Origin of the sequence: Sphingomonas longa (assembly GCF_016892685.1) — a bacterium.
In the GTDB taxonomy this organism is placed as follows: Bacteria; Pseudomonadota; Alphaproteobacteria; order Sphingomonadales; family Sphingomonadaceae; genus Sphingomonas; species Sphingomonas longa.
The window spans coordinates 273,413-288,467 of the sequence record NZ_JAFEMC010000003.1 but is presented as its reverse complement, the minus strand read 5'-3'; the positions used below and the strand labels follow the sequence as shown (position 1 = coordinate 288,467).

Below are 15,055 nucleotides of genomic sequence, written 5' to 3'. Positions count from 1 at the left end.
ACGCGTGCAATGAGCAGCCACGCGCCCACCGATCCGACGCGGTCCCGCGGGCCCCGCATGGGCATCATCCTGACGCTGGTACTGCTGGCGTTTCTCGGCGGCGCGCTGCTGGTGGGGCTGGCGTTCCGGTCGGGCTGGTCGTTCGGCGGGCTGATGGCACAGCGGCAGGCGGCTGCAGCCGCGCCTACCGCCACGGGGTTCCAGCCGGCGCAACCGCTGACATCGACGGGATCGGTGCCGAACGTCGATCCGGCGACGCTGGTCACGCGCGAGGCTGCACTGGCGGGGCAACTCGCCGCGTTGGAGACGCGCGCCGCGGTGGTCGCGACCGATGCCGCCGCGGCGGGCGCGCAGGCGACGCGGGCGGAGGCGCTGATGGTCGCATTCGCGGCGCGGCGGGCGATCGATAAGGGTACGCCGCTCGGCTATCTCGAAGAGCAGTTGCGCACGCGGTTCGCGCAGGCGCAGCCCAAGGCGGTGGCGATCATCGTGCAGGCCGCGCGCGAGCCGGTGACGGCGGAGGATCTGCGGCAGGGCCTCGACGCGCTCGCCCCCGATCTGGCACGTCCAGCAAGCGAGGGGTGGTGGGCCGACCTGCGCCGCAACTTCGGCAATCTGGTGGTGCTGAGGCCGGAGGGAACGCCCTCCCCCGCCGCCGAGGAGCGGATCGCGCGGGCACGCCGCTTGCTGGACGACGGTCGCGTAGATGCGGCGCGCGCGGAAGTCGCCCGGCTGCCGGGCGCGAACGATGCCGGCGCGTGGATGAGCGCGGCGCGGCGTTGGGTGCTGACGCATCAGGCGCTCGACGTGATCGAGACGGCGGCGATCCTCGGGCAGGCGCAGGGCTTGCAGCCGCCATTGCGTGTGGTGCCGACGCAGGAAGCTGCGCCGGTGGTGACGACCGAAGGCGGTTGAGGGGATTGCGGCGGGACTGTTCGGCTGCATCGCAGGCCACCCCGGCGTAGCTCGTGTCGAAAGCATGATTACACGACGGTGATCCTCCCAGCGCGTTCGCCCCGAGCCTGTCGACGCCCGTGGTGAGCGACGCCGCAGGTGGTGTCGATGGGCATGAGTCTCGTTGGTGCTTCGACAGGCTCAGCACGAACGGTGCAAGCAGCGGTCATCACTGCCCTGCGCCGACTGTGTTCCGGCTGCTATAGGTGCTCTGGGTTTCACCGCCTTCGCCGAAACTGGACCAGGGCCCACGCCGGGTTGGCGCCAAGTTTTAGAAGCATCGCCCGATCAAGCTGCCGTTTCCACCGCGCGGCGAATACGCCCGATCAAAGCCGCTCGATCAGCGCCATCGCTCCCTGCGGGGCGCGGACCTTGGCGCCGTTGATGAAGAATATGAACGTATCGCGCGGCTGCTTCGATGCGGGGTCGGGCGCGGCATAGGGCAGGCCGTCCGGCTGCTCCCCCGCCGCCCAGCGCTTGGCGGCTGCCGCCCACTCGTCCAGCGCGGCGGGTGCGTAGCCGGCGACGAAGCGTTCCTCCGCCGCCTCCAGCCGGGCATAGACGAGATCGCCCGACGCATCGGCGATCGCCGGATACTCCGTTGAGTGCGCGTAGACGATCGCGACGCCCGCCCCGCGGCACAGCGCCACGAACTCGGGGCAGGCGAAACTCTCGTGCCGGACATGCACCGCGTGTCGGAGCGCGATGCCGTCCTGCTTCGTCGGCAGCAGCTTCAGGAACGCGCCGAAATCGTCCGCGTCGAATTTCTTGGTGGCCATGAACTGCCACAGGATCGGGCCGAGCTTGTCCCCGAGTTCGACGATCCCCTGCCCCGTGAAGCGCGCGATCGACTCGCCCGCCTCCGCCAGCACCTTGCGGTTGGTGCAGTAGCGCGACGCTTTCAGCGCGAAGACGAAACCGTCCGGCGTCGTGTCGCGCCATCCGGCGAAGGTCGCGGGCTTGAAGCCGCTGTAATAAGTGCCGTTGACCTCGATCGCGGTAAGCTTGCCGGCGGCGTATTCCAGCTCGCGTTTGTGCGGCCACTTCTCCGGGAAGAACGTGCCGCGCCACGGTTCATAGGTCCAGCCGCCGATGCCGACGCGGACCGCGCCTCTGCGCTGTGCTGCCTCAGCCGATCCCATGTCGCTGCCCCACATCCATCGTTCCCGATTAGCATCGGTGGGCGAGGACTGCACGCGATACCAGTACGATCTCGGAAAGCCCGTCGTCGCCCGCGGACGAGTCTCGATTTCGGACGAAATAGAGCCATGGTAAACGGTCAAGTAACGTGCAAGTCATGGCATCGGGCTTTCAGGGGGAATAAACGATGTCGATCACTATCAAGACCGCGATGCAAGGTGCTGTTCTGGTTGCGGGACTCATGACCGGTGCGGCTGTTCAGGCGGTGACGGTACCCGGTGTGTATAGCACCGGGTTCGGTGCGGGCGGCGCGTCGCTGGCTGCTGGCAACGGTGTGGCGGACGCGAATTATCGCCTGACGGCAACGACGTCGGCAACGCAGCCGGTCGGAACGCAGGCCGTCACCTTCTACAACTTCAATTATGCAGCAGATACCGCGACATCGCGCTGGATTTCGTACACGGCCGACACGTCGCAGATGGGCTACAACGCCAACTTCACCTTCACGACCACGTTCGACCTGACCGGATTCAACGCTGCCACTGCGCGGCTTTCGGGCTTCGTCGGGGCTGACAACGAAGCCACGGTGCTGCTGAACGGGGTCGCGATCGGCGGCGTCTATGGCTATCGACGGGAGACGTTCACGTCGCTGACGGCGTTCTCGACGCTGGATCCGGCCCTGTTCGTCAGCGGCGTCAACCGGCTCGACGTGGTGCTGCACAACATCGATCTGATCGCTGCGGTTCGGATCGATCAACTGACCTTGACCGCCGATGCTGGGGCGGTGCCGGAGCCGGCGACCTGGGCGATGATGGTGCTGGGTTTCGGGACGATCGGCGGGGCGATGCGCCGCCGCCAGACGATGCGCCTGGCGAACGCGTAACGGGTGCGAGCCATGCCGGCCATCGGGGTCGGCATGGTTCGATCCCATATGATCGTTATATCGCGTGCCCCTCGGCGTCGCGCAGCACTTCGCGACGGCCGACATGGTCGGGGCGGCCGACGATGCCGTCCTTCTCCATGCGTTCGATCAGGCGCGCGGCGGAGTTGTAGCCGATCCGCAACTGGCGCTGGAGCCAGCTGGTCGACGCCTTTTGCGATTCGCAGACGAGCTGGATTGCGGCGCGATATTGCTGGTCCTCCGCCGAATCCTCGCCGGTCGGTGCGCCCTCCAGTGCGAAGCCGTCCTCCGGCTCCTCGGTGACGGACGAGATGTAATCGGGCAGCCCCTGCCCGCGCCAGTGATCGGCCACCGCGCGCACCTCGTCGTCGCTGGTGAAGGGGCCGTGGACGCGGACAATGCCCTTGCCGCCCGGCATGTACAGCATGTCGCCACGCCCCAAGAGCTGCTCCGCACCCTGCTCGCCCAAAATGGTGCGCGAGTCGATCTTCGACGTGACGTGGAAGCTGATGCGCGTCGGCAGGTTCGCCTTGATGACGCCGGTGATGACGTCGACCGAGGGACGCTGTGTCGCCATGATGAGGTGGATGCCGGCCGCGCGTGCCTTCTGCGCCAGCCGCTGGATCAGGAATTCGACCTCCTTGCCGGCGGTCATCATCAGGTCCGCCAGCTCGTCGACGATCACGACGATTTGCGGCAGGACGTCGTATTCGAGCTTCTCCTCCTCGTAGATCGGCGCGCCGGTATCGGGGTTGTAGCCGGTCTGGACGCGGCGGCCGAGCGGCTGGCCTTTGGCACGCGCACCCCGCACCTTGTCGTTGAAGCCCGCGAGCGAACGCACGCCGACCGACGACATCTGCCGATAGCGGTCCTCCATCGTCTCCACCGCCCATTTCAGCGCGCGGACGGCCTTGGCGGGATCGGTGACGACGGGCGACAGCAGGTGCGGGATGTCGTCGTACATGCTGAGTTCCAGCATCTTCGGATCGATCATGATCATCCGGCACTGGCTCGGCGTCAGCCGGTACAGCAGCGACAGGATCATGCAGTTCAGGCCGACCGACTTGCCCGACCCGGTCGTGCCCGCGACCAGCAGATGCGGCATCGGCGCGAGATCGGTGATGACCGGATCGCCGGCGATGTTCTTGCCCAGGATGATCGGCAGCTGCGCCGCCTGATCCTCGAACGACTGGCTGCCGACGAGTTCGTGGAGCGATACCGACTCACGCTTGGCGTTCGGCAGTTCGATGCCGATGACGTTGCGACCGGGGATCACCGCGACACGCGCGGAGATCGCCGACATATTGCGCGCGATGTCGTCCGCCAGCGCGATGACGCGGCTGGCCTTGATGCCCGGCGCGGGTTCCAGTTCGTACATCGTCACGACGGGGCCGGGGCGGACCTCGATAATCGAACCCTTGACGTGGAAGTCGTCGAGCACGTTCTCCAGCAGGCGGGCGTTGCGTTCCAGCGCGGCCTTGTCGACGACGTTGCCCGACGAGGGTGGCGACGGCACCAGCAGGTCCAGCGAGGGCAGCACGTAATTGTCGCGCAGGTCGAGCTGTTGCTGGCGCTTGGGCGTCGCGGCGGACACGGGCGCGAGGTTGCGGTCGGCGATCACCGGCGCCGGCCGCGGGTCCGGCTCCGCGACGGCGCGCGGCTGCACCGGCTTGCGCGTCAGCGTCAGCGGCTCCTCGTCGTCCTCATCGGTCGCATAGGCGTCGATATCATAGGGCAGGTCGCCATCGGCGGGACGCGCGCGGCGGAACCGCCAGCGACGCTCGCCGAATTCGATCTCCAGGCTGCGCGCCCAGATGATCACGCCGGCGATCGCCGCGATCAGGCCGAGCGCGCGGCCGGCCCACAGCTCCGCCACAGGCTGACCGACGAACGCCAGCGCCCAGCGGATCGCACCCGCGACACCGAGCCCGACGATCCCGCCCCAGCCGGCGGGCAGCGCCAGCACCGACGCTGCCGACACGAACGCCAGCGCCGTCGCCATCAGCGCCACGCCGAGAGTCGCGCCGCGCAACATCCGCACCCAGCGACCGGCGGGCGCGTCCCGCCACAGTCGCAGCGCGACGATCGGCCCGACCGGCAGCAGCAGCGCCACGACGGGGCCGAACGCGCTCAGCATCAAATCCGCCAGCCACGCACCGGGAAAGCCGACCAGGTTCGCCGCAGCGCCGCCGGACGCGGTGTTGATCGCCGGATCGGCGGGGTGGTAGCTTGCCAGCGCCAGCGCCAGCAAACTGGTCACGGCGAAAATCGCCGCGGACGCGATCAACGCCCCGCTGCGCACCGCACCGGCCTTCATCGTCTCGCGCCACAGCGGCGGCTGCGCCTGACTGGCCATCGCCTTCGTTCCCCGTCAGTATGTTCGTAGATTGCCCGGCGGAAATCATCGGCTTTCGCGTTAACCTCGTCAAGCTGGCGTTGCCGTCCTGTTCCCGGGCCGCCCAAGATCGCGGCAGTGCGTCGCGACGATGTATGTCCCTCCTGCCGCATTTGGCGCTTGGGCCGGTGCGGCCAGCGCGGGTAAGACCCTTCACATGCAGAACGATGTCATCATCCTCGGCGGCGGGCTGGTCGGGGCGACGCTGGCGCTGGCGCTGGACGCGCATGGCCTGACTTCCACGGTCGTCGACCCGGCCGATCCCGCCGTGATGCTTGCGCCCGGATTCGACGGGCGCGCGTCGGCGGTCGCCAGTGCGAGCCACCGGATGCTCGATGCGATCGGCGTCGGCGCGACATTGTCGGGCAAGGGCTGCGCGATCCGGCAGATCCGCGTGAGCGACGGGCTGAAACCCGGCGCACTCGACTTCGTGCCCGATGCCGACGACGGCGCGCTGGGGACGATGTACGAGAACCGGCTGCTGCGGCGGACCCTGTTCGAGGCGGCGCGCGACGCGAAGAACGTCTCGTTGAAGATGCAGACACGCGCGACGCAGGTCGAGCGCGGCCCTGCGAGGGTGGTCGCGACGCTGGACGACGGCAGCACCGTCCGCGCGCCGTTGTTGATCGCGGCGGAGGGGCGTCATTCACCCACGCGGGAGGCGGCGGGCATTCGCGTCGCGCGCTGGTCGTACGATCATGCCGCGATCGTGGGGGCGTTCCACCACGCGCAACCGCATGGCGATATCGCCTACGAGATCTTCTACCCGTCGGGTCCGTTCGCGTTGCTGCCGTTGCCGGACGATACGATCGGCCACCGCTCGGCGATCGTCTGGTCGGTCGCGGCGGCGCACGGGCCGGGGCTGGTGAAGCTGTCCGACCGCGCGTTTCTGGCGGAGGCGGAGAAGCGGATGGGCGGGTTCCTCGGTACGCTGTCCGCGCCGAGCCCGCGTGCTTCCTATCCGCTGGGATTCCATCATGCCGGGACGATCACGGCGGAGCGGCTGGCGCTGGTCGGCGATGCGGGGCACGGCATCCATCCGATCGCCGGACAGGGGCTGAACCTCGGGTTCCGGGATGTCGCGGTGCTGGCGGAGGTGCTGGTGGAGGCGCGGCGGCTGGGCCTCGATCTCGGCGATGCGCAGGTGTTGGCGCGATACCAGAGCTGGCGCGGGCTCGACACGCTGGCGGTGGCGGCGGCAACGGACGGGCTGACGCGCTTGTTCGGGGTGCGGGGACGCGCGGCAAGCGCGGTGCGGCGGTTCGGGATTTCGGCGGTCGACCGGCTGCCGCCGCTGAAGGCGCGGTTCATGGCCGAGGCGCGGGGCGAAAGCGGGCAGTTGCCGCGGCTGTTGCAGGGCGCGATGATCTGAACGGCCGGATTTAGCCGGAGTTTAACCGTCGTCGGCTATGTCGGCGGGATGACCGAGCCATCATCCGACACCCGCGAGAAGCGGAGTGGAGTCATCATCCGTGCCGCCATTGCGCGGGACGGCGCCAGCGTCGAGCGGCGGGTGCGCAACCTGTCGCCGCGGGGGGCGTGCGTCGACAATGTGCAGGATCTGGCCGCAGGCGATGTCGTGACGGTGGCGATGGGCAGCCTGCACGGGCTGATCGCCGACGTCATGTGGGCCAAGCCGCAACTGGCCGGGCTGCGATTTCGGTCGACGGTCGATCTGGATGCCGCGCGCAAGCCCCGCGCCGCGGTATCCGCCACGGCGAAAGCGGGCTGGATGGCGGACATGGGTAACGCCTATCGCCGGGACGGCTGAGGGCCTATCACCGCGACCGCTGAGGGTTCAGCCGAGAACCCGCGCTTCCTCGACCAGCATCACGGGCACGCCGTCCCGAATTGGATAGGCCAACCCCGCCGCCTCCGACACCAGTTCGTGCGCCGCTTCGTCGTAGCGCAGCGGCCTCCGCGTTACCGGACAAACGAGGCGTTCCAGCAGCCACGGGTCGAGCACGCTCATTGCAGCGTCACCCGATCCTCACCGTCATGGCGACCGAAGAACTGCATGAGCTGGATGATGAGTTCCGCGCGCTGCTCGATATCGGGCGCCTCCAGCAGCGCCTGTTTCGCGGCGACGTCGAACGGTGCGATCTGGGCGATGCCGTTGACGAGGCTCTGGTCGTCCAGCCGACCGACCGCGTCCCAATCCACCGAATAGCCGGCCGCGTCGGCGAAACGCCGCGACTCCATCTCCAGGGAGGATCGCCGGCCGAGCGAGAGCGCGTCGTCGGCGATCGTCGGCAGCAATTCCGCCTCGATCTGGCGAAACGCGGTCGTCGCGTCGAGTTCGCGGACGATCCGGAACAACGACAGCCCTTCGAGGATGACGTTGTAGCGGCCGTCCTCCAGCGCCTCCACCTCCGCGATCTTGCCGACGCAGCCGGTAGTATAAAGCGGCGGCTTGTCCGACATCGCGCCCGGCTCGATCCGCGGCTGGATCATGCCGATCCGCCGGTCACGCGCCATCGCGTCGGAGATCATCGCGCGGTAGCGCGGCTCGAAGATGTGCAGCGGCAGGTGCATGTCGGGAAACAGCAGCGCGCCAGGCAGCGGAAAGATCGAGAGCCGCGTCATCGGGCGTCCGTCATCCGAACAGCACCGCGGACAGACGGCGGCGCTGCGCCGACACCCAGGGGTCCATCAGGCCGACGACTTCGAACAGCTTCAGCAACTGGGTGCGCGCCGCCCCGTCGTTCCACTCGCGGTCGGCGGCGACGATGTAGAGAAGGTTGTCCGCCGCGGCATCGCGGTCGCCCGCCGCCATCTGCGCGCCCGCAAGCGCGAAGCGACGTTCGTGATCGTCGGGGTTGTTCTGAACCTCGGTCGCGAGCGCGGCATAGTCCGCCACCGGTTGCGCGGTCTGCGCCAGCGCCAGCGCGGCACGCGCACGGTCGAGGCCGGGGTCCTTCAGGTCGACGGGCAGCGCATCGACCGCCGCCTGCGCCTCGTCGGTGCGGCCGGCGGCGACCAGCGCGCGGATGCGGCCGGACAGGACGGCGGGGTGCTCCGGCGCCATTTCGAGCAGCTGGTCGAACAGCGACAGCGCGCGTTCGCCGTCGCCCTCGGCCAGAATATCCTCGCCCATCGCGATCAGCGGCTCCAGTTCGGCCTCCTGATCGGCGGCTTCGGTCTGGATCGGCAGCTGCTTCAGCAGCTGGTCGAGCATCGTCCGCAGCGCGCTTTCGGTGCGGGCCGGCGTCAGGTCGGCGACGAGTTGCCCCTGGAACATCGCATAGACGGTCGGGATCGACTTGATCTGGAATTGCGCGGCGATGAACTGGTTCTTGTCGGTATCGACCTTGGCCAGCACGACGCCCTTGTCGGCATAGGCGGCGGCGACCTTTTCCAGCACCGGCGTCAGCGCCTTGCAGGGGCCGCACCACTCTGCCCAGAAATCGATGATGACGAGGCTCGACATCGACGGTTCGACGACGTCGCGGCGGAAGGCGGCGACCGCATCCTTTTCGGCAGGCGACATTCCCAGGGTGGCCACGTGATCTCCGTTCGCTTGTGTCGGTCGCTATTTGGGGCGGAAGGGGGTGGATTGGAAGCGGGAGCGAGGTGAAAGGTCCCGAAGCTCGGGGGATATCGCGTACAGATGGGGCTGTTCGCTGGTTCGGTGTCGGCGTGCGAGGAGTCTTTACCGCACGGGACGGGTGAAGGACAGCTTTGGGCGTTCCCACTCCTTCCGGCCCATCCACCCCGGCGACGACCGGGGTCCCGTTGCCGTCAATGCCGTGAGTCTCACCGGCTTCGTGGAGGCTGGACCCCGGCCTTCGCCGGGGTGGTGAGGTGGAAGGTTCTCCCGAATTTAATGGAAATCCCGCGATTTCGGCAGCACGCGCACGTCGCGGGGATGGCCGTGGCGGGGGGCGTGACTGGGCGCGTGGTCGTGACGGGGGTCGCGGCCGCGGGGGTGTTGGGGGCGGATGAACTCGTCGGCGCGCGACAGGGTGATCGTCGGCTGGTGATCCTCCGACAGGCGGCGCAGTTCGTGGGTGCGATCCTCGACCCGCGACGTCATCAGATGCACGACCCCCTCGTCGCTGCGCTGGACGACGCCGTGCAGGACCATCAGCCGCGACGCCATCACCGCGCGGCGATGCTCCTCGAAATCGCGCGCCCACATCAACGCGTTGGCGACGCCGCTCTCGTCCTCCACGGTGATGAAGACGGCATTGCCCTTGCCCGGCCGCTGACGGACCAGCACGACCCCGGCGACGCTGGCGCGGCGGCCGTCCTTCGTGTTGCGCAGTTGTTCGCAGGTCAGGATGCCCTCGCCTGCGAACGTCGCGCGCAGGAAGGTCATCGGGTGGTTCTTCAGCGACAGCCGCGTCGTCTGGTAGTCGGCGGCGACCTGTTCGGACAACGGCATCGCGGGCAGCTTCGCATCGGGCTCCACGCCCAGTTCCGGCGCATCGGCGGCGGCGAACAGGGCGAGCTGCACCGGCGGCGTCCGCCGCACCTCCCATCCCGCCTGCCGCCGGTCCGTCCCCAGCGAGCCGCACGCATCGGCATCCGCGAGCAGCTTCAACGCCCGCGACGGCAGCCCGGCGCGGCGGGCAAGATCCTCGATCGACGCATAGGGCGCGGCGGCAGCGATGGCGTTCCCCCAATCCTCGCGGAAGCCGTCGATCTGACGGAAGCCGAGGCGGATGGCGAAGTCGCGATCGTCGCGGACCTCCGCATCCCAACCGACCGGGCCACCATCCGGGCCGATGCGACGACGGTGGAAGTTGCGCGCGACCGGCCTTGGCGCACCGGATTCGAGCCGGTTGTCCCAGATGCTGTGATTGACGTCGATCGGCTTCACGTCGACGCCATGTTCGATCGCGTCGCGGGCGAGTTGCGCGGGGGCGTAGAAGCCCATCGGCTGCGAGTTCAGGATCGCGCAGCCGAACACCGCCGGATAGCGGCACTTGATCCACGACGAGACATAGACCAGCCGCGCGAACGACAACGCGTGGCTTTCGGGGAAGCCGTAGCTGCCGAACCCCTCGATCTGGCGATAACAGCGCTCGGCGAATTCGCGCGTGTAACCGCGCGCGGTCATGCCATCGACCAGCTTCGCCTGAAAATCCTCCATGCCGCCGACGTGGCGGAACGTCGCCATCGCCTTGCGCAGGCGGTTCGCCTCGTCGGGCGTGAAGCTGGCGGCGACGATCGCCAGCTTCATCGCCTGTTCCTGAAACAGCGGTACGCCGTACGTTTTGCCGAGCAGCGTCTTCAGCTCGTCGGGATCGTGCGGCGGTGACGGCGACGGACATTCGACCAGTTCCTTGCCGGCGCGGCGACGCAGATAGGGGTGGACCATATCGCCCTCGATCGGTCCCGGCCGCACGATCGCCACCTGCACCACCAGATCGTAGAGTTCGCGCGGGTTGAGCCGCGGCAGCATGTTGATCTGCGCGCGGCTTTCGACCTGGAACACGCCGATGCTGTCGCCGTCGCACAGCATCTCGAACACCTCCGGCGCATCGGGCGGCACCGTGTCGAGATCGTGGTCGCCCATGTCGGCACCCCGCATCAGGTCGAACGCCTTGCGGATGCAGGTCAGCATGCCGAGTGCGAGGATGTCGACCTTCATGATCTTCAGGACGTCGATGTCGTCCTTGTCCCATTCGATAAAGGTCCGGTCCTTCATCGCGCCGTTGTGGATCGGTACCGTCTCGTCCAGTCGCCCCTCGGTCAGGACATAGCCGCCGACATGCTGCGACAGATGCCGCGGAAACTTGTGCAGCTGGTCGACGATCATGCGCAGCTGCGCGATCTGCGGATTGGCGAGGTCGAAGCCGGTTTCGTGGAAGCGGCGTTCGTCGAACCGGTCGGAAAAACTGCCCCAGACAGTGCTGGTCAGGCGCTGCGTCACGTCCTCCGTCAGGCCGAGCGCACGGCCGACCTCCCGCACGGTGCTGCGCGAGCGATAGCGGATGACGGTGCCGGCGATCGCGGCGCGGTGGCGGCCGTAGCGGCGGTAGATGTACTGCATCACCTCCTCGCGCCGCTCATGTTCGAAATCGATGTCGATATCGGGCGGCTCGTCGCGCTCCGCCGACACGAAGCGCGAGAACAGCAGGTCGTGCTTCATCGGATCGACCGAGGTGACGCCGAGCAGCCAGCACACCGCCGAATTCGCCGCCGAGCCGCGGCCCTGACACAGGATCGGCGGTTTGCACTCTTCGCGGGCGAAGCGAACGATGTCGTGGACGGTGAGGAAATAATGCGCGTAGTTGCGGCTGGCGATCAGCGGCAGTTCTTCGTCCAGCAGCTTCTGGAGCTTGTCCGGAATACCGCCGGGAAACCGCTGTAGCGCCGCGGCATAAGTGATGTGCTCCAGCCAGTCCTGCGCGCCCCAGCCCTCCGGCACCGGTTCGTGCGGATATTCGTAGGAGAGCTGCGACAGGTCGAAGCCGATACGGTCGAGCAGCATCCCGCTGTGCTGAACGGCATCCGGGCGGAAGGCGAACAGGCGCGCCATTTCCTCCGGTGGTTTCAGATGACGTTCGGCATTGGCGGCGAGGATGCGGCCGGCGGCGTGGACGGTCAGGCCCTCCCGAATGCACGTGACGACATCATGCAGCGGACGGGCGCCCGGGTCCGCATAGAGCGCATCGGTGGTCGCCAGCAGCGGCACGCCGGCCGCGTCGGCGACCGCCGCCAGCCGCGCCAGCCGCCGCCGGTCGCGACCCGCACGCGGCATCGTCAGGCCCAGCCAGACGCGACCCGGTGCGGCCTTCGACAGTTCGCCGAGCGTCGCCGGCAGGCCGGGATCGGCACGGCGCGGTGGCAGGGGGATGCCGGGCATGGGCCTGGCAGGACGCTCGGTCGAGCGATGGAGGACGATCAGCAGCAGGTCGTCGGCGTGGCGCACGAGGTCGCCGAGCCCGAGGATGCAGCCACCCTTTTCCGATCGCAGATTCCCCGTCGTCAGCAGCCGCGTCAGCCGGCCCCAGCCGTGGCGGGTGGCGGGATAGGCGACGATGTCGGGTGTGCCGTCCGCGAACACCAGCCGCGCGCCGACCGCCAGCTTGAACGCGAGCGGCGGCAGTTGCGCGCCGAGCAGCCCCTTTCGTGCGCGCTCCAGCGCGTCATAGGCGCGGACGACGCCGGCCACGGTGTTGCGGTCGGCGATGCCGATGCCGGCGTGCTTCAGCTCCACCGAGCGGGCGACCATGTCGCCGGGCTGGCTCGCCCCGTCGAGGAACGAGAAGCTGGTGGCGGTGACGAGGTCTGCGAACGCGGTCATCGCCCCCCGACACCTCTACGGCCCCGCATGACCCCCGTCTTGTCGGCCTTGCACCCGGCGAACGGCATCACGCGAACAGCCCATGCAGATACCAGCGCGGGGCCTCCGTTTCGGAATACAGGCCGTGGCGGAAGATCCAGAAGCGCCGCCCGCGCCGGTCCTCGATGCGGAAATAGTCGCGCGTGGGAATCGCGGCGTCGTGGCGTCGCCACCATTCCCCCGCGATCCGCTCTGGCCCCTCGGCGCGCGCGACGTCGTGCAATGTGCGCCGCCAGCGGAAGCGGGCGGGCGGGCCGTCCGGCACCTCCGCCATGACGCTTTCGATCGGCTGCGGCGGGTCGAACAGGTAGATCGGGCGGAGCGGCGGCTCGCCCGCCTCCGGCTCAGGCCAGGGTATTGCCGCGGTTGCAGGCGCGGCGGCGGGCAGCATCAGTTCGGCCTGTTCGGGGATGTGGCTGTCGCGCGCCGCAAAGCGCCGGACGCGATCGCGGCCGAGGCGCGTCGACAATTGGTCGACCAGCGCGCCGACATCGCCGCCGCCAACACTCTTGCGCGTCTCCCCGCCCTCCAGCTGCAACTGGCTGGTGTCGAGCCGCTCCGCCAGCACCACGTCGAGCCGGATCAGGTCATAGCCGAAACCGGGGTCGAGCGGATCGGCGAGCCCGTCGATCCGCTCCGCGAACAGCCGCATCAGCAGCGATACGTCGCGCGTCGGGCGGCCCGTCTCGACGCGCAGCCGCTGGATCTGGCCGTCGGCGCGGAACAGCTTCGCCTCCCAACGGCGACCACCCTCGCGGCGTTTCTCCAGCGCGTCGATGGCCTCGCCCGCGAGGTCGGCGATCACCTCCAGCGCATATTCGGTACGCGCCACGGGTTCGGCGAAGCGCCGTTCGGCCGCGATCGGCTGGACCGTCTTGCGCGCCACGACCGGCGCTTTCACGTCGCCGGACAGCCGCCGCACCGCCGTCGCCGCCGCTTCACCGAAGCGCGCGGCGATACCGCTGAGCGGGCGGCTCATGACGTCGCCGACGGTCTTCAGCCCGGCGCGGCGCAGCGCCTCGCTATCGTCGTCGTCCAGCCCCAGCGCCGCCACCGGCAGCCGCCGCACCGCCCCCGCCTCGTCCGGGGCGGGCGCACCGGCATAGCGGGCCAGCGCGCGCGCCACTTCCGGGGTGTCGCCGAACGCGTGGCGGACCAGCACGCCGCGCCGTGCCAGCCGCCCCTCGACATCCGCCGCCAGCGGCCGCTCCCCTTCGAACGCATGCACGCAACCGGCGATGTCGAGCGTCAGCCCGTCGGGCGCGTCCAGCGCGACGGTCGGCGTGTAGCGCGCACATCCCTCCGCCAGCCGTTCCAGCCATTCGTGATCGGCGTGCGGGTCGCTGGGGAAGACCTCCAGCTCCGGCACCCGTGCGCGCGCGTCCGCCAGCGTCAGGCCGGGTTGCAGCCCCGCGAGCACGCCCGCCCGATCGAGCGCGACGAGGCGCACGGCCTGACCGACCGTCTCCACGAAGGCGGTCGGCGTCTCATCCCGCCCGACGAACAGATGGGGCCGGGTCGCGCGCAACCGCTCGATCGGCAACCAGGGGAAGACCAGCGCCAGGTAGCGCCGTTTCCTGGGCCGGTAAGGTGACGAAGTGTCGGGTTTCACGGTTCCACTCCACGGGCCAGCGGGTGCCGGCAGGGCCGCCGCGCCGACGCAGGCATTCGACGAGAAAGGCAGGTCGGCCGGGTGCGGGCGTGCCGAACACGTCCCCCGGCAAGGTGCGCGATGGCATGGCGGCAATGCCCCACCGGCTGGCGGCGGCGCTGGGCTCCACCTGCGCGGCGAGGCGGACGCTGAGCACGGTGACGCCGGACGCTTCGGCCGCCAGCATCAGCCGGCGGGTCGCCGTCAGGTCCAGCCCCGGCACGCGCCCGTGCGTCTCGACGATGACGGTGCCGAGCCCCGGAAAGCGCGCCGCATCCGCCGCCACGCGCAGCAGCGCCGCCGGATCGGGCACCTCCGCCAGCACCAGCGCGTCGGGCGCGAGACCGAGGTCGAGCAGCCCGGTGGCGTGTAGGCGGCCGTCGCCCCGCCCCTGCTGGCGGACCCACAGGATCGGCGCGGCGACGTGTCCGATGGCCGTCGTGTCCCCCTGCTTCTGTCCGGCCAGCGCCAGCGCGACCGCGAATCCTGTCGCCGCCGGGCCGTCCTCCGCCTCCATCCCGTAGATCTCGTGGAGCTGCGCCGCGGGGGCGCCCTGCATCAGCCAGTCGTCCGGACCGGCGGAATCGCTCACCCTGCCGCTCCGGGGGGCGGTGATCGCGCGCAATTGCGCTATCAGGGCGTTCGAGTCGGCCATCTATGTTCTTGTAATGTTCTATTTAGCGAGTCGCCAACCCTGAATCTTCGCGCATTCGGGAA

12 protein-coding genes are annotated in these 15,055 nt (G+C 69.1%); 4 read left to right on the top strand and 8 right to left on the bottom strand.

The features are described 5' to 3' along the window. Positions 1–9: 9 nt before the first annotated feature. Positions 10–915 carry a YbbN family protein gene (locus tag ILT43_RS11335; protein ID WP_204199075.1) on the top strand — a complete coding sequence of 302 codons (906 nt, stop codon included), beginning with the start codon at positions 10–12 and terminating at the stop codon, positions 913–915. Between the two features lie 365 nt (positions 916–1,280). On the opposite strand, the gene ILT43_RS11330 is transcribed toward ILT43_RS11335, so the two are convergent. Beyond that, complete coding sequence (locus ILT43_RS11330) at positions 1,281–2,111, bottom strand: DUF72 domain-containing protein (protein ID WP_204199074.1); 831 nt, start codon at positions 2,109–2,111, stop codon at positions 1,281–1,283. Between the two features lie 170 nt (positions 2,112–2,281). Here ILT43_RS11330 and ILT43_RS11325 point away from each other — a divergent pair, with 170 nt between their 5' ends. Continuing rightward, positions 2,282–2,977 (top strand): PEPxxWA-CTERM sorting domain-containing protein, encoded by a 696-nt coding sequence (locus ILT43_RS11325; RefSeq protein ID WP_204199073.1) that lies wholly within the window; start codon positions 2,282–2,284, stop codon positions 2,975–2,977. 55 nt (positions 2,978–3,032) lie between these two features. On the opposite strand, the gene ILT43_RS11320 is transcribed toward ILT43_RS11325, so the two are convergent. Beyond that, on the bottom strand, positions 3,033–5,351 hold the full coding sequence (locus ILT43_RS11320) for a DNA translocase FtsK (protein ID WP_211534468.1): 2,319 nt from the start codon (positions 5,349–5,351) through the stop codon (positions 3,033–3,035). 196 nt (positions 5,352–5,547) lie between these two features. Between ILT43_RS11320 and ILT43_RS11315 the strand changes: the two genes are divergently transcribed. Further along, the gene (locus ILT43_RS11315; RefSeq protein WP_204199072.1) at positions 5,548–6,762 is read left to right on the top strand and encodes a UbiH/UbiF/VisC/COQ6 family ubiquinone biosynthesis hydroxylase; all 1,215 of its coding nucleotides are present in this window, start codon (positions 5,548–5,550) and stop codon (positions 6,760–6,762) included. Positions 6,763–6,810: 48 nt separating this feature from the next. Next, the gene (locus ILT43_RS11310; RefSeq protein WP_204199071.1) at positions 6,811–7,161 is read left to right on the top strand and encodes a PilZ domain-containing protein; all 351 of its coding nucleotides are present in this window, start codon (positions 6,811–6,813) and stop codon (positions 7,159–7,161) included. A 27-nt stretch (positions 7,162–7,188) separates the two neighbouring features. Here the strand turns inward: ILT43_RS11310 and ILT43_RS11305 are convergent, their stop codons facing one another. The 6 genes from ILT43_RS11305 to ILT43_RS11280 all read right to left on the bottom strand — a co-directional run bounded on the left by ILT43_RS11305 (position 7,189) and on the right by ILT43_RS11280 (position 14,930). Next, positions 7,189–7,362: a Trm112 family protein gene (locus ILT43_RS11305; protein WP_211534467.1), complete on the bottom strand. Its 174-nt coding sequence runs from the start codon at positions 7,360–7,362 to the stop codon at positions 7,189–7,191. Further along, positions 7,359–7,976 (bottom strand): LON peptidase substrate-binding domain-containing protein, encoded by a 618-nt coding sequence (locus ILT43_RS11300; RefSeq protein ID WP_204199070.1) that lies wholly within the window; start codon positions 7,974–7,976, stop codon positions 7,359–7,361. The genes ILT43_RS11305 and ILT43_RS11300 overlap by 4 nt, the downstream gene beginning before the upstream one ends. Before the next feature lie 10 nt (positions 7,977–7,986). Continuing rightward, on the bottom strand, positions 7,987–8,880 hold the full coding sequence (locus ILT43_RS11295) for a tetratricopeptide repeat protein (RefSeq protein ID WP_239474681.1): 894 nt from the start codon (positions 8,878–8,880) through the stop codon (positions 7,987–7,989). Positions 8,881–9,213: 333 nt separating this feature from the next. Next, positions 9,214–12,648 carry an error-prone DNA polymerase gene (locus ILT43_RS11290; RefSeq protein WP_204199068.1) on the bottom strand — a complete coding sequence of 1,145 codons (3,435 nt, stop codon included), beginning with the start codon at positions 12,646–12,648 and terminating at the stop codon, positions 9,214–9,216. Between the two features lie 67 nt (positions 12,649–12,715). Beyond that, positions 12,716–14,215: a Y-family DNA polymerase gene (locus tag ILT43_RS11285; RefSeq protein ID WP_204199067.1), complete on the bottom strand. Its 1,500-nt coding sequence runs from the start codon at positions 14,213–14,215 to the stop codon at positions 12,716–12,718. Then, entirely contained in the window at positions 14,175–14,930 is a 756-nt protein-coding gene (locus tag ILT43_RS11280) for a hypothetical protein (protein WP_204199066.1), read from the bottom strand. Before ILT43_RS11280 ends, ILT43_RS11285 begins: the two co-directional genes overlap by 41 nt. Between the last annotated feature and the right edge of the window lie 125 nt (positions 14,931–15,055).

Excerpts from the sequence above, each read along its gene's own strand:
- ILT43_RS11335 (WP_204199075.1), top strand. The coding sequence starts at position 10 with ATGAGCAGCCACGCGCCCACCGATCCGACGCGGTCCCGCGGGCCCCGC.
- ILT43_RS11330 (WP_204199074.1), bottom strand. The coding sequence starts at position 2,111 with ATGTGGGGCAGCGACATGGGATCGGCTGAGGCAGCACAGCGCAGAGGC.
- ILT43_RS11325 (WP_204199073.1), top strand. The coding sequence starts at position 2,282 with ATGTCGATCACTATCAAGACCGCGATGCAAGGTGCTGTTCTGGTTGCG.
- ILT43_RS11320 (WP_211534468.1), bottom strand. The coding sequence starts at position 5,351 with ATGGCCAGTCAGGCGCAGCCGCCGCTGTGGCGCGAGACGATGAAGGCC.
- ILT43_RS11315 (WP_204199072.1), top strand. The coding sequence starts at position 5,548 with ATGCAGAACGATGTCATCATCCTCGGCGGCGGGCTGGTCGGGGCGACG.
- ILT43_RS11310 (WP_204199071.1), top strand. The coding sequence starts at position 6,811 with ATGACCGAGCCATCATCCGACACCCGCGAGAAGCGGAGTGGAGTCATC.
- ILT43_RS11305 (WP_211534467.1), bottom strand. The coding sequence starts at position 7,362 with ATGAGCGTGCTCGACCCGTGGCTGCTGGAACGCCTCGTTTGTCCGGTA.
- ILT43_RS11300 (WP_204199070.1), bottom strand. The coding sequence starts at position 7,976 with ATGACGCGGCTCTCGATCTTTCCGCTGCCTGGCGCGCTGCTGTTTCCC.
- ILT43_RS11295 (WP_239474681.1), bottom strand. The coding sequence starts at position 8,880 with ATGTCGCCTGCCGAAAAGGATGCGGTCGCCGCCTTCCGCCGCGACGTC.
- ILT43_RS11290 (WP_204199068.1), bottom strand. The coding sequence starts at position 12,648 with ATGACCGCGTTCGCAGACCTCGTCACCGCCACCAGCTTCTCGTTCCTC.